17 protein-coding genes are annotated in these 16,276 nt (G+C 65.9%); 11 read left to right on the top strand and 6 right to left on the bottom strand.

What is annotated here, in order from left to right; all coding sequences use genetic code 11:
• The first annotated feature begins 305 nt into the window (after positions 1-305).
• Both ACED67_RS04835 and dddP read left to right on the top strand, forming a co-directional pair.
• Positions 306-2,345, top strand: coding sequence for an elongation factor G (locus ACED67_RS04835; RefSeq protein WP_395540398.1), 2,040 nt, complete (start codon positions 306-308; stop codon positions 2,343-2,345).
• 155 nt (positions 2,346-2,500) lie between these two features.
• Positions 2,501-3,841, top strand: a complete 1,341-nt coding sequence (dddP, locus tag ACED67_RS04840; RefSeq protein WP_395540399.1) for a dimethylsulfonioproprionate lyase DddP — start codon at positions 2,501-2,503, stop codon at positions 3,839-3,841.
• A 64-nt stretch (positions 3,842-3,905) separates the two neighbouring features.
• Here dddP and ACED67_RS04845 read toward each other — a convergent pair whose 3' ends face one another.
• Complete coding sequence (locus tag ACED67_RS04845) at positions 3,906-4,490, bottom strand: TetR/AcrR family transcriptional regulator (RefSeq protein WP_395540400.1); 585 nt, start codon at positions 4,488-4,490, stop codon at positions 3,906-3,908.
• A gap of 180 nt (positions 4,491-4,670) precedes the next feature.
• Between ACED67_RS04845 and purB the strand changes: the two genes are divergently transcribed.
• The 7 genes from purB to ACED67_RS04880 all read left to right on the top strand — a co-directional run bounded on the left by purB (position 4,671) and on the right by ACED67_RS04880 (position 10,265).
• The gene (purB, locus tag ACED67_RS04850) at positions 4,671-5,972 is read left to right on the top strand and encodes an adenylosuccinate lyase (RefSeq protein ID WP_395540401.1); all 1,302 of its coding nucleotides are present in this window, start codon (positions 4,671-4,673) and stop codon (positions 5,970-5,972) included.
• 135 nt (positions 5,973-6,107) lie between these two features.
• Entirely contained in the window at positions 6,108-6,647 is a 540-nt protein-coding gene (locus tag ACED67_RS04855) for a tetratricopeptide repeat protein (protein WP_395540402.1), read from the top strand.
• 37 nt (positions 6,648-6,684) lie between these two features.
• Positions 6,685-6,855 (top strand): hypothetical protein, encoded by a 171-nt coding sequence (locus tag ACED67_RS04860; RefSeq protein ID WP_395540403.1) that lies wholly within the window; start codon positions 6,685-6,687, stop codon positions 6,853-6,855.
• A gap of 116 nt (positions 6,856-6,971) precedes the next feature.
• Positions 6,972-8,006 carry a flagellar motor switch protein FliG gene (locus ACED67_RS04865; RefSeq protein ID WP_395540404.1) on the top strand — a complete coding sequence of 345 codons (1,035 nt, stop codon included), beginning with the start codon at positions 6,972-6,974 and terminating at the stop codon, positions 8,004-8,006.
• Entirely contained in the window at positions 8,003-8,230 is a 228-nt protein-coding gene (locus ACED67_RS04870) for a hypothetical protein (RefSeq protein ID WP_395540405.1), read from the top strand. Before ACED67_RS04865 ends, ACED67_RS04870 begins: the two co-directional genes overlap by 4 nt.
• Positions 8,231-8,472: 242 nt before the next feature.
• A complete protein-coding gene (locus ACED67_RS04875; RefSeq protein ID WP_395540406.1) occupies positions 8,473-9,363 on the top strand; it encodes a DMT family transporter in 891 nt (296 codons plus the stop codon).
• A gap of 2 nt (positions 9,364-9,365) precedes the next feature.
• Positions 9,366-10,265 carry a lysophospholipid acyltransferase family protein gene (locus ACED67_RS04880; RefSeq protein WP_395540407.1) on the top strand — a complete coding sequence of 300 codons (900 nt, stop codon included), beginning with the start codon at positions 9,366-9,368 and terminating at the stop codon, positions 10,263-10,265.
• Here ACED67_RS04880 and ACED67_RS04885 read toward each other — a convergent pair.
• Positions 10,262-10,957, bottom strand: a complete 696-nt coding sequence (locus ACED67_RS04885; protein ID WP_395540408.1) for a DUF1223 domain-containing protein — start codon at positions 10,955-10,957, stop codon at positions 10,262-10,264. The two genes, ACED67_RS04880 and ACED67_RS04885, sit on opposite strands and share 4 nt — an antisense overlap.
• Before the next feature lie 308 nt (positions 10,958-11,265).
• Between ACED67_RS04885 and acnA the strand changes: the two genes are divergently transcribed.
• Together acnA and ACED67_RS04895 are read left to right on the top strand one after the other, a co-directional pair.
• The gene (acnA, locus tag ACED67_RS04890) at positions 11,266-14,019 is read left to right on the top strand and encodes an aconitate hydratase AcnA (protein ID WP_395540409.1); all 2,754 of its coding nucleotides are present in this window, start codon (positions 11,266-11,268) and stop codon (positions 14,017-14,019) included.
• A 135-nt stretch (positions 14,020-14,154) separates the two neighbouring features.
• Positions 14,155-14,304, top strand: coding sequence for a hypothetical protein (locus ACED67_RS04895; RefSeq protein WP_395540410.1), 150 nt, complete (start codon positions 14,155-14,157; stop codon positions 14,302-14,304).
• 80 nt (positions 14,305-14,384) lie between these two features.
• Here ACED67_RS04895 and ACED67_RS04900 read toward each other — a convergent pair whose 3' ends face one another.
• The 4 genes from ACED67_RS04900 to ACED67_RS04915 are packed head-to-tail and all read right to left on the bottom strand — an operon-like array spanning position 14,385 to position 16,225.
• A complete protein-coding gene (locus ACED67_RS04900) occupies positions 14,385-14,810 on the bottom strand; it encodes a hypothetical protein (protein ID WP_395540411.1) in 426 nt (141 codons plus the stop codon).
• Positions 14,807-15,340, bottom strand: coding sequence for a DsbE family thiol:disulfide interchange protein (locus tag ACED67_RS04905; protein ID WP_395540412.1), 534 nt, complete (start codon positions 15,338-15,340; stop codon positions 14,807-14,809). Before ACED67_RS04905 ends, ACED67_RS04900 begins: the two co-directional genes overlap by 4 nt.
• Complete coding sequence (gene ccmD, locus ACED67_RS04910) at positions 15,333-15,500, bottom strand: heme exporter protein CcmD (protein ID WP_395540413.1); 168 nt, start codon at positions 15,498-15,500, stop codon at positions 15,333-15,335. The genes ACED67_RS04905 and ccmD overlap by 8 nt, the downstream gene beginning before the upstream one ends.
• On the bottom strand, positions 15,497-16,225 hold the full coding sequence (locus tag ACED67_RS04915; RefSeq protein WP_395540414.1) for a heme ABC transporter permease: 729 nt from the start codon (positions 16,223-16,225) through the stop codon (positions 15,497-15,499). The genes ccmD and ACED67_RS04915 overlap by 4 nt, the downstream gene beginning before the upstream one ends.
• Positions 16,226-16,276: the final 51 nt, after the last annotated feature.

The following is a 16,276-nucleotide window of genomic DNA, read 5'->3' on the forward strand; positions in this document are numbered from 1 at the left end:
CGCCACCCTAAAGTGCGCCATGAAAAAGGAAAATCCCCCTCATTCTGGCCCAGATCCTCCGGCGGTCCGGGGGCAGAGCGCCCGGGCGGCCCCGCGCCCGGCCCGAAGATTTCGCAAGACGCCGCGCCCGGCCCGAAGATTTCGCAAGACGCCGCGCCCGATCCGGTGCATCCTTGTCCCAGGGGGCGCGACACCGGCGCCCCCGCACCGGCGGCCGGGCAGACGCGGGCCGCCAGGCCCGGTCTTCGTGGTCCGGCCCCCGCGCCCCGCCCCATCGGCCGCCCAGGGCCCATGGGAGGGAAGACATGAGCACCACCGACAGGACCGCAACCGGCACCCGATGCGCCGCGCTGGCGGGCGCGCATGGCAGCGGCAAGACCACGCTTTTCGAAGCGATGCTGCATACCTGCGGCGCCACCGACCGGCGCGGCACCGCCAAGGATCGCACCACCGTGGGCGACAGCACGGCCGAGGCCCGCGCCCGCGGCATCTCGACCGAGCTTTCCGTCGCCGCCTGCCGCTATATGGACCAGGACTGGGCGCTGATCGACTGTCCCGGTTCGGTCGAGCTTCTTTCCGACAGCCGCGCCGCGATGATGGTCGCCGATTTGGTGATCGTCGTGGCCGACCCGTTTCCCGAACGCGCCGTCGCCGTCTCGGCCCTGCTGCGCTTTCTTGATGACCGCGCCATCCCGCATGTGATCTTCATCAACCGCATGGACGCGCCCGAGGCTCGGGTCCGCGCCACGCTGCACGCCTTGCAGGCCATCTCCGACCGCCCGCTCGCCCTGCGCGAAATTCCCCTGCGCGATGCGGCGGGCCATGTGACCGGCCTCGTCGATCTGGTTTCGGAACGGGCCTGGCGCTGGAATGCGACCCAACCCGCCGACCTGATTCCGCTGCCCGAGGCGCTGAAGGGCGATGAAGACAGCGCCCGCGCCGCGCTGCTGGAGGCGCTGGCCGATTTCGACGATGCCATTCTGGAACAGGTGCTGACCGACATCACCCCGCCGCCGGACCAGATCTATGCCTCGCTGTCGCGCGATCTGGCGCAGGATCTGGTCGTTCCCGTCTTCTTCGGTGCGGCCGAACACGAAAACGGCGTCCGCCGGCTGTGGAAGGCGCTGCGCCATGACTGCCCCTTCCCGGCCCAGACCGCCGCCCGCCTTGGCCTGCCCGAAACCCAGGGCACCCAGGTCAGCGTGTTGAAGACCTTCCAGTCCGGTCAGGCCGGCCGCGCCGCGCTGGCCCGCATCTGGCAGGGCGAGGTGCGCGACGGCATGACCCTCGGGACCGATCGCGTCGGCTCGGTCTCGGCACTTTTCGGCCGCAAGCAGACCGCCAAGGGCAGCGCCGCCGCGGGCGAGGTGGTGGCGCTTGGCCGTATGGCCACGGCCAAGGCTGGCGAAGTCCTGACCGAAGGCGCGGCGCAGCCCTTCCCGAACTGGCCCGCGCCCCCCGCGCCGCTGGCCGCGCTGGCCATCCGCGCCGAACACCCGGCGGAAGAGGCCAAGCTTGCCACTGCCCTAGCGCGTCTGGTCGATGAAGACCCCTCGCTGTCCACCAACCATGTCGTCGCCACCGGCGAGACGCTTCTGCAAGGCCAGGGCGAGATCCATCTTCAGATCGCGCTGGCCCGGCTGAAATCCGACTTCGGCCTGTCGCTGCGCACCGCTCGCCCGGCGATCTCCTATCGCGAAACGATCACAAAATCCGCCACCCATCATTCGCGGCACAAGAAACAATCGGGCGGCCATGGCGAGTTTGCCGATATCCATCTGGAAATCACCCCACGCACGCGGGGCGAGGGCTTTGCCTTCTCGGACCGGATCACCGGCGGCGTGGTGCCGAAGCAATATATCCCGGCGGTGCAGAAAGGGGTTGAGACGGCGCTGGATCGCGGGCCTAAAGGCTTTCCGGTCGTCGATGTCGCGGTCTGCCTGACCGATGGCAGCTATCACGCGGTCGACAGTTCCGACTTCGCCTTCCAGAAGGCCGGGGCCAAGGCGATGCAGGAGATCCTGCCAAGCTGCAACCCGGTGCTCCTGGAACCCGTGCTCGAGGTCACGCTCTCCGTCCCCTCGGATTTCACCCCCCGCGCCCAGCGCATCGTCAGCGCAAGGCGCGGCCAGATCCTCGGCTTCGACGCCAAGCCCGGCTGGAAAGGTTGGGACGAGGTCTCGGCCCTGATCCCCGAGGCCGATTGCGACGGGCTGATCACCGAGCTGCGCTCGCAGACCCTGGGCGCGGGCTTCTACGGCGCGCAGTTCCACCATCTCGAACAGCTCTCGGGTCGCGAGGCGGAACAGGCCGTGGCGGCGCGGGCCGAGGCGCTCAAGGTCTGATCCCTGACGGGTCCCGAACGGAAGACGTTTGGAAGACGTTCGGAAGACCTTTGCAAGACCTGGCAAAGACAGGCGGAAGGCGACATTTTGCGTCGCCTTCCGGCATGACGTTCGGCCCCCGCGGGCCGAACCTGCCCCCAGCCCAAGGGGATGCCATGACCGCGACCTATGCCGAAACCCGCCGCAAGATCGACCCGACCCGCGCCGACCGCCTGGCCGATGGCAGCCCCAATGACAATGACCGGGTCGAGATCGGGCCAACCCAGCTCGCCTTCGCGGAATGGGCGGCGGCGGGCCTGACGCCCCCCGATCTGACCGCCATGCGCACCCATCGCTGGCAGCGGCTGACCCAGGCGCTGGTCGACCGCGACTATGGCGGATTGCTGATGTTCGACCCGCTGAACATCCGCTATGCGACCGACACCACCAACATGCAATTATGGAACAGTCACAATCCCTTCCGGGCCGTTCTTCTCTGCGCTGACGGCCATATGGTGATCTGGGAGTACAAGCAGGCACCCTTCCTTGTGACCTTCAATCCGCTGGTCAAGGAACTGCGCTCCGGGGCCTCTTTCTTCTACAATGTCTGCGGTGACCGCACCTCGGAAGATGCCTCCAGCTTCGCCGAACAGGTGGATGAGGTGATGCGTGCCCATGCCGGCTCGAACCGCCGTCTTGCCGTTGACAAGATCATGGTTGCGGGACTCAGGGCCCTGGAACGCAAGGGGTTTGAGGTTCTCGAGGGCGAAGAGGTTACCGAACGCACCCGCGCCATCAAGGGCAAGGACGAGATCCTCGCCATGCGCTGCGCCCACCATGCCTGCGAATCCGCCATCGCCGAAATGGAAGCCTTCGCCCGCGCCGAAGTGCCGAAAGGCGGCGTCTCGGAAGACGACATCTGGGCCGAGCTGCACAAGGGCAATATCCGCCGCGGCGGCGAATGGATCGAGACCCGCCTCCTCGCCTCCGGCCCGCGCACCAACCCCTGGTTCCAGGAATGCGGCCCCCGCATCGTGCAGGAGAACGAAATCGTCGCCTTCGACACCGACCTGATCGGCAGCTACGGCATCTGCGTCGATATCTCGCGCACATGGTGGATCGGGGACACCCGGCCGTCCAATGCGATGATTTCCGCAATGAATCATGCGCTTGATCATATCCGCGACCATCAGGCGCGGCTGAAGCCCGGCGTCACCATCAAGGAGCTGACCTTCGGTGGACACCGGCTGGAAGACCAGTATTGGAAGCAGAAATACTCCTGCAAGATGCATGGCGTCGGCTTGTGCGACGAATGGCCCTTCGTGCCCTATGCAGATGCTTGGGTCGACGGCGCCTTTGACGTCGCGCTGCAACCCGGCATGGTCCTGTGCACCGAGGCACTGGTCAGCCCGGAAGGCGGCGATTTCTCGATCAAGCTGGAAGATCAGGTGCTGATCACCGAAACCGGCTGCGAGAACCTGACCCGCTACCCGTTCGATCCGAGACTTCTGGGCTGATGCTGATCCAGCGTGGGAGGATCACCGTGCAACACGCCGATTTTTCGTTGAAAAATTGGAACTTCTATACTGCGCGCATCCCCAGGATGCCCTCGGCCACCGCGCGCAGTGCCGGGCGCATCGGCGTGCCAGTGGTGGCGCGCAGCGCCTCAAGCCCGATCAGCGCGGCATAGAACAGCGTCGCGCCCTCTTCGGCCGCTGCCTCACCCAGGCCCGCATCGCCCAGAAACCCGCGCAGATCCTCAAGTCTCTGCCGGTCGGCGCGCGCCAGCACATCCCGCGCCAGGGGATCGACCCGGCCCCAGTCCCGGATCGCGGGTTCGATGGCCTGCCCGCCCACTTCGGCTTCGGGCAGGGTCGAAACCCGGTCGGCGAGAAGAAGAACCTGCTCGCGCGGCGGCAGGTCCGACTGGCGCACCGCCGTTGTCACTGCGGTCGCGGCCAACCGTTCCCAGGCATCCAGCATCGCACCATGCAATGCACGCAGATCCCTGAAATGCCAGTAGAAAGACCCTTTCGTCGCGCCCAGCGCCCGTGCGATGGGCTCAACCCGCACCGCATCTGGGCCGCGCGCCAGCAATGCCTGGAACCCGGCGAGAATCCAGTCCGCCCGCGTCAACCGCGCCCTCGCCTCTGCTTTCGTCGCCATCGCCATCGTCACCTGCCCTATCCGCCCGGTCCCGGGCCTGCCTGTGCCGCCCGGCAAGGCCCCCTGCGGCCACCCTGCCAGCCCGGGGTTAACCAATCCCTTCCGGCACCCGCTTCCCTTGCGTCCGCAGCCCCGAACGCCTAAGGGGGCGCCATCCCGCCCATCTGCCAGAGGCCCGCGATGATCCCCCGCTATTCCCGCCCCGACATGGTCAAGATCTGGTCGCCCGAGACCCGCTTCCGCATCTGGTTCGAGATCGAGGCCCATGCCTGCGACGCCCAGGCCGAACTTGGCGTGATCCCCAAGGAGAACGCCCAGGCCGTCTGGCGCGCCAAGGATGTGGAATTCGACGTCGCGCGCATCGACGAGATCGAGGCCGTGACGAAGCATGACGTCATCGCCTTCCTGACCCATCTCGCCGAACATATCGGGTCCGAGGATGCCCGCTTCGTCCATCAGGGCATGACCTCCTCCGACGTGCTGGACACCACGCTGAACATCCAGCTTGTCCGCGCCGCCGATCTGCTGCTGGCCGGCATGGACCGCGTGCTTGCCGCGCTGAAGTCCCGCGCCTTCGAGCACAAGGACACGGTCCGCATCGGCCGCAGCCATGGCATCCATGCCGAACCCACCACCATGGGTCTGACCTTCGCCCGGTTCTACGCCGAAATGGCGCGGGGCAAGCGCCGCCTGGAAGCCGCGCGCGAAGAAATCCGCACCGGCGCCATCTCGGGCGCGGTCGGCACCTTCGCCAATATCGACCCGCGCGTCGAGGAATATGTCTGCGAGAAGCTGGGTCTGATTCCCGAGACCATTTCGACCCAGGTCATCCCGCGCGACCGCCATGCCATGTTCTTCGCCACCCTTGGCGTCATCGCCAGCTCGATCGAGAATGTCGCGATCGAGATTCGCCACATGCAGCGCACCGAAGTGCTTGAGGCGGAAGAGTTCTTCTCGCCCGGCCAGAAGGGCTCGTCGGCGATGCCGCACAAGCGCAATCCGGTACTGACCGAAAACCTGACCGGTCTGGCGCGCCTGATTCGCATGTCGGTTGTCCCGGCGCTTGAAAATGTCGCCCTCTGGCATGAGCGCGACATCAGCCATTCCAGCGTCGAGCGCGCCATCGGCCCCGACACCACGATCACGCTGGATTTCGCGCTGCACCGCCTGGCGGGCGTGGTCGAAAAGCTGGTGGTCTATCCCGAGAACATGTTGAAGAACATGAATAAGTTCAAAGGCCTCGTGATGTCGCAACGCGTGCTCTTGGCGCTGACCCAGGCGGGCGTGTCGCGCGAGGACAGCTATCGTCTGGTCCAGCGCAACGCGATGAAGGTCTGGGAGAAGGGCGCCGATTTCAAGACCGAGCTTCTGGCCGATCCCGAAGTCACCGCAGCCCTGTCGCCCGCCGAGATCGAAGAGAAATTCGACCTTGGCTATCACACCAAACATGTCGACACGATCTTCAAGCGCGTCTTCGGCTAGCTGTCCGGCTGCCCGTTCTGCGGGCAGCCGCCTCAATCCCCGGGCGCGATCCGGGCTTTTCCGCCCAGCGCCGCAATTCTCGCCTCGGTGCGGCGCCATTTCATGCTAGAATTCCCCATCTTCGGGAACTCTGCCATGCGCCTGCTGCCCGTCCTGCCTCTTGTCACGCTCCTGGCCGCCACGGCGGCCTTTGCCGTTGGCTCGGATGACAGCGCGCCGCCCGCCAGCACCAAGACCACGACCGAATGCAAGGACGGTCAGGTCTATGACGACACCCAGCAGAAATGCGTGGATCCGCAATCCGGCGCGCTGGACGATGACCGCCGCTTCCGGGCCGTCCGCGAACTGGCCCATGCCGAGCGCTTTTCCGAGGCGCAGCTTGTCCTTGCCGCGATGCGAGAGGGCGCGACCGACCGGGTTCTCACCTATCGCGGTTTCCTTCTGCGCAAGACTGGCCATTTGGAAAAGGGCATCGCCGCCTATGAGGCCGCCCTCGCCCTCAACCCCGACAACATCCTGACCCACAGCTATTACGGCCAGCTTCTGGTCGAGATGAACGAAACCGAGGCCGCCAAGGCCCATCTTGCCGCGATCCGCAGGGCGGGTGGCGCGGGAAGCTGGGCCGAAACCGCCCTCGCCTCGGCCATCGCGACCGGCCTGACCTATCAGTTCTGACACCCAAGCCCAGCCCAACCCCGGAAGGAGGACGACGATGAAACCTGCCACCGCCCTCATGGCCCTCGCTCTGGCCTTTTCCCCCGCCTTGGCCCTGGCCGAAGGCTGCCATGGCACGATGAAGAAGGATGTGACCGCCTCGTCCTGCATCGAAGGTGCGGTCTGGGATGCGGAAAAGGGCCAATGCGTGGTGCAGCCCTCGTCCTAGCCCGCGCAACCCCTTCTTAACCGGGTCCTGCCAGCCTGCCTCCGAGTCGTAGAATCGGAGGCAGCATGGCCGCAGAGGGGCTTCCTCTCGCGCCGTTCGGGGCCGGACAGGGCTTGATGTCCCTGTCGGGCGATGGGCCGATGCGCCGGGTCCTGAACCCGCGCGAAAAGGCCGCCGTGATCGTGCGCTACCTCTTGGCGCAGGGCGCCGTCCTGCCGCTGAACCAGTTGCCCGACCATATGCAATCCGCGCTGGCCGAGCAGATGGGGGCGATGCGGCTGATCGACCGCGACACGCTGGACCGCGTCGTCGCCGAATTCGTGGCCGAACTGGACTCTGTCGGCCTCGCCTTTCCCGGCGGGCTTGAGGGCGCGCTTTCGGTGATGGACGGTCATATCTCGCAAACCGCCGCCAGCCGTCTGCGCCGCAAGGCGGGCGTCAGCACCAAGGGCGACCCGTGGGAGCGTCTGGTCACCCTGCCCCCGGACAAATTGCTGCCGGTGATCGGGGAGGAATCGGTCGAGGTCGCGGCCGTTATTCTGTCCAAGCTGCCCGTCCAGCGCGCCGCCGACATTCTGGGCAAGCTGCCCGGCGACCGCGCCCGCCGCATCGCCTTTGCCGTCTCGCTGACTGGCAATGTCGATCCCGAAACCGTCCACCGCATCGGCCTTGCCATCCTTGGCCAGATCGACAGCCAGCCGCCCCGCGCTTTCGACAAGGGGCCGGTGGAACGCGTCGGCGCCATCCTCAACATCTCGCCCCAGATCACCCGCGACGATGTTCTGGCGGGGCTTGAAGCCGAAGATGCTGGTTTCGCCGCCGAAGTGCGCAAGGCGATCTTCACCTATGTGCATATCGCCACAAGGATCAGCCCGCGCGATGTGCCCAAGATCCTGCGCGTCACCGATCAGACCGCGCTGGTCGCAGCGATGGCCTGGTCCGCGGGCAAGCCGGATCTTGAGCCGTCGACCGATTTCATCCTGTCCAACATCTCGCAGCGCATGGCGCAGGGTATCCGCGAAGAAGTGGCCGCGCGCGGCAAGGTCAAGGACAAGGAGGCCGAAGAGGCGATGAACCAGATCATCAGCGCCATCCGCTCGCTCGAGGCTTCGGGAGAACTGGTGATGGTTCAGCCCGAGGAAGACGGATGATGCCAACTCCGCAGCATCCCGGCCCCGAAACCGGCACGGCGCGCCACATGCCAGGCATCGCCGACAAGGGCCGCAGGGCAAGCCCCCGGCCATCGGCAGCGGCCGCCAGCGCAGCGCCGGGGTTGCAGGCCGAAGGAACCGCGCTGCGCCGTCTCATGACCGCCCTGCGCGCGGCCGAGGCCTTGGGCATGGTCACGCTGGTTGCCCCCGAGGATGAGGGCTAGGCAAGCCGTGACCCGACCGGCCGAAAGGCGCTGAACACCCAAGGCGACAGGCCGACATCGGGCCCCTGTCCTGGATATGTCGGCAGGGGCGAGATCCGGGTCCCACCTTGCTTTCAGCCTGCGTCACAGAAGCGGTCAAAACCCCACTGTACGCGCGCCCCGTCGCGCCACGGCCTCCCGGTCTGCACCGATAGCCCTCACACCCCTTGTGGTCGCCCCGGCCCGCCCCTAGGGTCCGCGCCATGAATGCCCCCCCGATCACTGCGCCCCATCCCGCCCAGAACCCCGCGCTCGGGATCGGGCTGATGCTCTTCGCCATCCTGCTCTTCACCGGCATGGACGCGACCGCCAAGTCGCTCGTCGCCCATTACCCCGCGCCGCAGGTGGTCTGGATCCGCTTCCTCGGCCAGTTCCTGCTCGCCGCCCTGATCCTGCGCAGCCGCACCCCGGCGCTTTTGCGCACCGCCCATCCCGGCCTGCATGTCCTGCGCGCAATGACCCAGGTCGGCGCCATCGGCTTTTTCTTCTTCGCCATCACCCATATCGGTCTGGCCGAGGCCACCGCCATCGCGGACACCTCGCCCGTGCTCATCACCCTGGGCGCGGCGCTGTTTCTGGGCGAGAAGCTTGGCCCCCGCCGCATCGCCGGCATCGTTGCGGCCCTGATCGGCGCGATGATCGTGATCCGCCCCGGGGCCGGCACCTTCTCCGTCTGGGCGATCCTGCCGTTCCTGGGCGCCATCTGCTACACCGCCAACGCCCTTCTCACCCGCGCCCTCGGCCTGCGCGAACCAGTCTGGACCGCGATGCTCTGGGGCGGCGGCATCGGCGCGCTGTTCACCGGCCTGGCGCTGCCCTTCGTCTGGACCCCGATCGACCCCGCCCATCTGTGGCAGTTCGGCCTGATCGGCGTCCTTGGCACCGCCGCGCAGCTTTGCCTGATCCGCAGCTTCTCGCTGGCCGAGGCCTCGCTTGTCGCGCCCTTCACCTATGTCGGCATCATCTTTGCCACGGGCTGGGGCATCCTGCTCTATGACGAGTGGCCCGATCGCTGGACGATCCTGGGCGCGCTTGTGATCGTGGGCGCCGGTCTCTATGTCTGGCACCGCGAGACCCGCAGCGCCCGGACCTGAGGATGCCAGAGAATACACCGCCCTTTTCCCTGCGCCACTGGCTGCAGGATCGCGCCTATCGCGCGCTGATCGGCGGGCTGCTGCTTCTGCCCTATTCGGTCCGCGTGCCGCTGTGTGGCTGGGTCGTCAGCCGCGTGGTCGCGCCGCTTGCCGGCTATCGCCGCCGCATCCGCGAAAATCTGGCGCTCATCCTGCCCGACATGCCCCGCGCCGATGTCGATCGCCTGGTGCGCGAGGTGCCCGACAATGTCGGACGCACCATCATCGAGATCTATTCCGGCCCTGAATTTATCGCCCGCGCCGCCAGCCTGCCCCTGACCGGCACCGGGGTCGATGCCCTGGCCGCGGCCAATGCCGAGAACCGCCCCGTCATCTTGGTCACCGCGCATTTCGGCAACTACGACGCCAGCCGCGCCGCCCTGATCGCGCGCGGCTACCGCGTCGGCGCGCTGTACATGCCGATGACCAACCGCTTCTTCAATGCGCATTACGTGAAGGCCATCAGTCGCATCGGCACGCCGCTTTTCCCGCGCGGCCGGGCAGGCCTTGCCGATATGGTGCGCCATCTGCGCGGCGGCGGGATGCTGGGCCTTCTGGTCGATCAGCGCATGCGCCATGGTGCGGAACTCAGCTTCTTCGGCCATCAGGCGCTGACGGCGCTCTCCGCCGCCGAACTGGCGCTGAAATACGACGCTTTGCTGGTGCCAACCTATGGCATCCGTCAGGCCGATGGATTGAGCTTCCAGGTCGTCGTCGAGCAGCCAATCCCGCCCGGCACGCCGGAGGAGATGACCCAGGCCCTGAACGACAGTCTCGAAGCGCTGGTGCGAAAGCGCCCCGGACAATGGTTCTGGATCCATCGGCGCTGGAAGGGCCGCAACGCGCAGCACACGGCGGATTAATCCGCCCGCGCCGCCGCCAGGATCGCCGCCGGGCCTTCGTTTTGAAGAATGACGACGGCAGGCTCATCGCCGGGCGCTGAGGCGGTCAGCTCATATTCGCCCTGCCCCGACCAGTCGCCGACATGCTCCCAGCTTGTCACCACGTTGCGATAGGTGATGGTCTTGCCGGCGTTTTCGCCGCGTTGGATTTCAACCGTCTGCTCAGGCATATAGCGGACAAGCTGCACCCGCACCGCCTGGCCCAACGGGGGATCGGCCTCGGCATGGATCACCAGATTGTCGCCGTCCCGCGTCACGGTCAGCGTCACGGGAGAGCCCTTGGCAAGATGCTTGGCCAGACGCATCGCGGTTTCTTCGGGCGCAAAACCCTCGATCCGGTCCTGCCCGCCGATGATGAATTGCGGCGTATAGATCGTGCGGCTGCCGATGGCGCGGGCATAGCTTTTCTGCCGCTCGGTAAAACGCGGATCGGCGAAACTGTCGGCCCAGCCGATGTAATCCCAGTAGTCGACATGCAGCGACAGCGGCAAGACCTGCGGGTCGGCGGCCAGCATGGCCACGAAGTCATCGGCGGGCGGACAGGACGAACAGCCCTGCGACGTGAAAAGCTCCACCACGACCAGATTCTCGGCCTGCGCCATGGGCGCAAAAGCAGCCCAGAGGCCGCAAGCGGCACTGACCAATTGTCGCATCTTCGCTTTCCCGGTCCCCTGAACCCGTACAATGCTTATAGGAAAGCCAGCCGCACCCCGCCAATCAAGGTTTTGCGAGTGTTCCGTCACATCCTGCGCATCGGGTCTTTTGCATCACGCCCCGATCTGGGCATGATAGGGCTGCAAAACGGCGGCCCGCGCGACCGCGACAAGGGGTCTGGATTTTTGGCATACAATTGCATACAACGACCGCGACTCCCCCGCCCGACCGCGCGTGACAGCCTGTCCGCGCCGCGGACCGGGGGCCGGACCAGAACCCGCCACCTTACCTTTCAGGGAGCATCGAGATGACCGTCACCGTCGGACATGACAGCAAAAAGACCCGCAAGACGCTGACCGCGGGCGGCCAGAGCGTCGCCTATTACTCGATCCCCGCCGCCGAGGCCGCAGGTCTGGGCCAATTCGCCAACCTGCCTGCCTCGCTGAAGGTGGTGCTGGAAAACATGCTGCGCTTCGAGGATGGCAAGACCGTCACCGTCGAGGACATCAAGGCCTTCTCCGACTGGGGCAAGATGGGCGGCAAGAACCCGATCGAGATCGCCTATCGCCCGGCCCGCGTGCTGATGCAGGATTTCACCGGCGTTCCGGCGGTGGTCGACCTGGCCGCCATGCGCGACGGCATCCTGGGCCTGGGCGGCGACGCGCAGAAGATCAACCCGCTGAACCCGGTCGATCTGGTCATCGACCATTCGGTGATGATCGACGAATTCGGCACGCCCCGCGCCTTCCAGGCCAATGTCGACCGCGAATATGAGCGCAACATGGAGCGCTACGTCTTCCTGAAATGGGGGCAGAAGGCGTTCAACAATTTCCGCGTCGTGCCGCCCGGCACCGGCATCTGCCACCAGGTCAACCTGGAATATCTGGCCCAGACCGTCTGGACTGACACCGACCAGAATGGCGAGATGGTCGCCTATCCCGACACGCTGGTCGGCACCGACAGCCACACCACCATGGTCAATGGTCTGGCCGTTCTGGGCTGGGGCGTGGGCGGGATCGAGGCCGAGGCGGCGATGCTGGGCCAGCCCGTCTCGATGCTGATCCCCGAAGTTGTCGGCTTCAAGCTGACCGGCAAGATGGTCGAAGGCACCACCGCCACGGACCTGGTGCTGAAGGTCGTGCAGATGCTGCGCAAGCATGGCGTGGTGAACAAGTTCGTCGAATTCTACGGCGAGGGGCTGGATCACCTGCCGCTGGCCGACCGCGCCACGATCGCCAACATGGCCCCGGAATACGGCGCCACCTGCGGCTTCTTCCCGATCGACAATGAAACCCTGCGCTACCTGCGCAACACCGGTCGCGACGAGGGCCGCATCGCGCTGGTCGAGGCCTATGCCAAGGAAAATGGCATGTGGCGCGGCGCCGATTACAGCCCGGTCTACACCTCGACGCTGGAACTCGACATGGGCACCATCGTGCCCGCGATCTCGGGGCCGAAGCGGCCGCAGGACTATCTGCCGCTGACCGATGCCGCCCGCACCTTCTACAAGGTCGTGGCCGATTACCGCGGCATCGACGTCAGCAGCCCGGCGCAGGAAATGGCGGGGGAAGGCGGCGGCGTGGTCGCGGCCCCGGTCGATGCGCGCAAGACCGCTAAGGTCGAAGGCACCGATTACACCATCCGCGACGGCTCGGTCGTGATCGCCGCCATCACCTCCTGCACCAACACCTCGAACCCCTATGTGATGATCGGTGCCGGTCTGGTGGCCCGCAAGGCGCGCGCCCTGGGCCTCACCCGCAAGCCCTGGGTCAAGACCTCGCTCGCGCCCGGATCGCAGGTCGTGGGCGAATATCTGGAAGCCGCCGGTCTCCAAGAGGATCTGGATGCCGTGGGCTTCAACCTGGTCGGCTATGGCTGCACGACCTGCATCGGCAACTCGGGCCCCCTGGGCGATCCGGCAATTTCCAAGGCGATCAACGAGAATGATCTCGTGGCCGCCGCCGTCCTGTCGGGCAACCGCAATTTCGAAGGCCGGATTTCGCCCGATGTGCGCGCGAACTTCCTGGCCTCGCCGCCCCTCGTCGTCGCCTATGCGCTGGCGGGTGACATGAACATCAACATCACCAAGGACCCGATCGGCCAGACCCCGGACGGCAAGGATGTGTTCCTGAAGGACATCTGGCCGACCAACAAGGAAATCGCCGATCTGGTCCATGCCACCGTCACGCGCGAGGCGTTCCAGACGAAATATGCCGACGTCTTCAAGGGCGACAAGATGTGGCAGGCGGTCGAGGTCACCGACTCGGAAACCTATGACTGGCCCGCGACTTCGACCTATATCCAGAACCCGCCCTATTTCCGCGGCATGTCCAAGACGCCGGGCGTGATCTCGGACATCAAGGATGCCCGCGTTTTGGCGCTCTTGGGCGACATGATCACCACCGACCACATCTCGCCCGCGGGGTCCTTCAAGGAAAAGACACCGGCCGGGCAATATCTGGTCGAGCGTCAGGTTCCGGTGCGCGAGTTCAACTCCTACGGCTCGCGTCGCGGCAACCATGAGGTGATGATGCGCGGCACCTTCGCCAATATCCGCATCAAGAACGAGATGCTGGATGGCGTCGAGGGCGGCTACACGCTCGGGCCGGATGGCAAGCAGACCTCGATCTTCGACGCCTCGATGGCCTATCAGGAGGCTGGCACCCCGCTCGTCATCTTCGGCGGCATGGAATATGGTGCCGGGTCCTCGCGCGACTGGGCGGCCAAGGGCACGGCGCTGCTGGGCGTCAAGGCGGTGATCGCCGAGTCCTTCGAGCGTATCCACCGCTCGAACCTGGTCGGCATGGGCGTGATCCCCTTCGAGTTCACCAATGGCGACACCCGCAAGTCGCTGGGCCTCAAGGGCGACGAGACTGTCTCGATCGCGGGCCTTGCAGGCGATCTGAAACCGCTCAGCCTGGTGCCCTGCACCATCACCTATGGCGACGGCTCGGTGAAGGTGATCCAGATCAAGTGCCGGATCGATACCGCGATCGAGATCGAATATGTCGAAAATGGCGGCGTGCTGCATTACGTGCTGCGCAACCTTGCCGCGTCCTGATTTCGGCAACACAGCCTCAGGCTGCAAAATGCCTGCAGATCAACGGGGGGCCGGATCGTTCCGGCCCCTTCGTCGTTAAATCGGTGTTCACCTTTGCCTGCCAGTCTGGCGGGACCTCACCGAAAGGCTGCCGCCATGGACCCGCGCTTCCCGCCCCTCGCCCCGCAACCGCGCGCCCAGCGGGCCGCATCGCGGGTCAGGGTCGAAACGCGGCCATTGCCCGTCCTTCCCCTTGCCGAATGGCTGGTCTTCGGCGGTTTCGTCCTGCTTCTGGCCCTGGCCTGATCGACTTCTTTTCCTCGCCTAAGGATCGGCCCTCGATTTTTCGCCGAAAAATCGCTTGCCCCCGGCTGCCGCACCCGGCCTCAGCCGCCGCAATCCTCGGGGATCGCATCCGTCCTGGCCCAGAGCAGGAAGCGCGCGGGGGCCTCGTCCGTCTCCGCCCCGCCATTGCAGGCCAGAATCGGGTAATTCCCGGCATCATTGAAGAACTGGCAATACAGCGCAGCCGCCCCCGTCCCGCCTTGCAGCAGGTTCTCCACATCCCCCAGCTCAGCAAAGTCCAGCCGCAGCGCCGCACTGCCCGGCGCGCCTCCGGGCGCACAGACCCGAAGCTCCAGCGCCGCGCCATCCGGCGCCGGATCGATCCGTACCAGATCGTCCAGAAGTGCAGGCTCCGGCCCGGCAGACCGCCCGACGCGCTCATAAAGACCGGTGAAATAGTCCGGCGGCGGCACCTCTGCCTGCGCCGCCCCTGCCACCAGAAGAACCGGCAGCAGCGCGGCCTTCATTTCAGCGCCTCTTCCAGCGCAGGGACGAACCGGGTTTCGTAATCGGTGCCGACCAGCGGGCCGATGAACTTGAACAGCACCGTGCCGTCGCCGCCGATGATGAAGGTCTCGGGCGGATTGGTGACACCCCATTCCACCCGGTTACGGCCCTTGGGATCGGTCGCCAGCGCGAAGAACGGATTGCCGCCCTCGGCCAGATATTCGACGGCATCCGCCTCGCGGTCCATCATGTTGATCCCGGCCACGCGGACGCCCTTTTTCTGCATCTCCAGCAGAACCGGATGCTCGGCCCGGCAGGGCGGGCACCACGAGGCCCAGAAATTCACCACCGTCACCTTCCCGCTGCGCAGGTCTTCGGCCGACAGGACTGGCACGCCGGGCAGGCCGGTTTCGGGCAAGACGGGCGCGGGCTTGCCGATGAAGGTCGAAGGCAGATCATCCGCGCTGCGGCCATCCTCCATTTTTACCAGGAACATCGCTGCCAGCCCCGCGAACAGCAAAGGCGGCACCGCCAGCAACCATCTAGCCATCGGAACTTCCCCTGCCCACTCGCGCCTCGACCTCGTCCAGCGCCCGTTTCACCCGCGCCCTCTGCCAGAAGGACAGCGCCACCAGCCCCGAGATCAGCGCGATCGACACGCCATAAGAGGCCAGCACCGCGAAGGCGTATTTTCCCAGATCGGGCATCATGCCAGCCGCTCCCGCGCCAGAAGGGCGGCCAGCCGCCGCGCCCGGATCTCGGTCCGGGTCCGCATCAAGACCAGCGTCACGAACAAAAGCACAAACCCCGCGATACAGATCACCAGCGGAATCCAGAACACGTCCGAGACATTCTCTTTCTTGTCCAGCGACAGCGACGCGCCCTGATGAAGACCCTGGCTCCAGAAATTCACCGCATAGCGCGACAGGACCGCGAAGACCGAGCCGACGATGCACAGGACCCCGGTCAGGTCCGCCGCCGTATCCGGGTTCTCCACCGCCGACCACAGCGCGATATAGCCCAGATAGAACAGGCCCAGGATCAGGAAAGAGGTCAGCCGCGGGTCCCAGGCCCACCATGTCCCCCACATCGGCTGGCCCCAGAAGGCCCCGGTCACCAGCGCGACAAGCGTGAAGCACAGGCCCACGGGGGCTGCCGCTTTGGCCGCCAGCGCGGAAACATGGTGGCGACGCACGATCCAGATCAGGCTTGCCGCCAGCATCATCACCCAGGCATTGATCGCCATCATCGCCGCGGGCACATGGATATAGATGATCTTGACGGTCGCGCCCTGCTTGTAATCGTCAGGCGTGAAGAAGAAGCCCCAGACCAGGCCCACGCCCAGGCACAGCACCGTCGCCCCCAGACTCCAGGGTAAGGCCCAGGCCGAGGTCTGCATGAACTTCTTGGGGTTGGCATATTCCCAGATCGACATGGCGCTCGCTTCGTCTTCGCTCGGGTTCAGGTCAAGTCACTATCATGTCAG

Origin of the sequence: Neotabrizicola paludis, assembly GCF_044142105.1 — a bacterium.
Classification (GTDB): Bacteria; Pseudomonadota; Alphaproteobacteria; order Rhodobacterales; family Rhodobacteraceae; genus Pseudogemmobacter.